The 1,948-nt window shown below is 53.2% G+C and carries 1 protein-coding gene; it reads right to left on the bottom strand.

What is annotated here, in order from left to right:
* Positions 1-1,948 (bottom strand): VCBS domain-containing protein (locus tag KBW69_RS23295; RefSeq protein ID WP_257282521.1); only part of this gene is annotated, 1,948 nt, incomplete at both ends.

Here is a 1,948-nt window from a genome sequence, read left to right on the forward strand (position 1 = left end):
AGTACCGGACCATCGTTGGAACCGTTAATAGTGATAACAATATTATGCGTTGTGCCATCCGCACTCTGAATCTGAATGGTATCGGTCAGGCTATTGGTGGTTGTTGCGCCAACCCCCAGCGCCTGGATGTCGGCATGGGCGTTATCCAGGCTGTAAGCCCAGTGACCATCAGCATCAAGGTTCAGGATGCCATGGGTTGCTGTGTAGTTACCTGCCTGAAAGTGATCCTGCCCAGCGTCTTCATCGGTGATAGTCAGGCTACCAGTGATTTGTAATGAAGCGTCCTCAGTGACGCTACCGGAGTCTGTTCCGGCAATTACTGCCGAATCAGATTGACCCTGTACGGTAATGACCAGATTTTGGGTATCGGTGGCTCCGTGTTGATCCGTGACTGTAACGGGGATGGTCACGGTTCTATCCTGACCGGCCGCAAGGGATTGATACGCAGCATGGCCCGGATCAAAAGTATATTGACCATCACGGTTGAGCGTGAAGCCATCAACTGGTGTGGAAATTGAATAAGCGACGGATGCACGGGCATCCGGATCTTGTGAAGTGATCTGCCCGCTAAGCTGGCTGCCATCTTCCGTCGCACTTTGTGCCTGTATCTGATCAAGCACGGGGGCGTCGTTGGTACCGCTCACCGTTAGCAACAAGGCTTTAGTATCAGTAGCGCCACTACCGTCAGTCACCGTAACCGGGATCACGATTCTTTGCGTATCGCCTTGGGCTAAGCCGTTGTAGGCCGGATCGGCCGGGTCTAAAGAATAAGTGCCATCGGCATTCAATGTAAACCCTGCCACTGTCATCGTGGTGGAGTAGGTTGCAGTGTCGCCCGTATCGACATCGGCGGAAGTAATAGTTCCCGTAGTAAGCTGGCTGGCTCCCTCTGTTGCAGAGGCGGCGGAAATGGCGTTCAGTACCGGACCATCGTTGGAACCGTTAATAGTGATAACAATATTATGCGTTGTGCCATCCGCACTCTGAATCTGAATGGTATCGGTCAGGCTGTTGGTGGTGGTTGCGCCAGCCCCCAGCGCCTGGACGTCGGCATGGGCGTTATCCAGGTTGTAAGCCCAGTGACCATCAGCATCAAGGTTCAGGATGCCATGGGTTGCTGTGTAGTTACCTGCCTGAAAGTGATCCTGCCCAGCGTCTTCATCGGTGATACTCAGGCTACCAGTGACTTGTAATGAAGCGTCCTCAGTGACGCTACCGGAGTCTGTTCCGGCAATCACTGCCGAATCAGATTGACCCTGTACGGTAATGACCAGATTTTGGGTATCGGTTGCTCCGTGTTGATCCGTGACTGTAACGGGGATGGTCACCGTTCTATCCTGACCGGCTGCAAGGGATTGATACGCAGCATGGCCAGGATTAAAAGTATATTGACCATCACGGTTAAGCGTGAAGCCATCAACGGGTGTGGTAATTGAATAAGCGACGGATGCACGGGCATCCGGATCTTGTGAAGTGATCTGCCCGCTAAGTTGGCTGCCATCTTCCGTCGCGCTTTGTGCCTGTATCTGATCAAGCACGGGGGCGTCGTTGGTACCGCTCACCCTTAGCAACAAGGCTTTAGTATCAGTAGCGCCACTACCATCAGTCACCGTGACGGGGATCACGATACTTTGCGTATCGCCCTGAGCTAAGCCGTTGTAGGTCGGATCGGCCGGGTCGAAAGAATAAGTGCCATCGGCATTCAATGTAAACCCTGCCACTGTCATTGTGGTGGAGTAAGTTGCAGTGTCGCCCTTATCGACATCGGCGGAAGTAATACTTCCCGTGGTCAACTGGCTGGCACCTTCTATTGCAGAGGCAGCGGAAATGGCGTTTAGTACCGGGCCATCGTTAGAGCCGTTAATGGTGATAACAACATCATGCGTTGTGCCATCCGCACTCTGAATCTGAATGGTATCGGTCAGGCTGTTGCTGGTCGTTGCGCCAG

Source organism: Endozoicomonas sp. ISHI1 (genome assembly GCF_024606225.1).
Taxonomy (GTDB): Bacteria; Pseudomonadota; Gammaproteobacteria; order Pseudomonadales; family Endozoicomonadaceae; genus Endozoicomonas_A.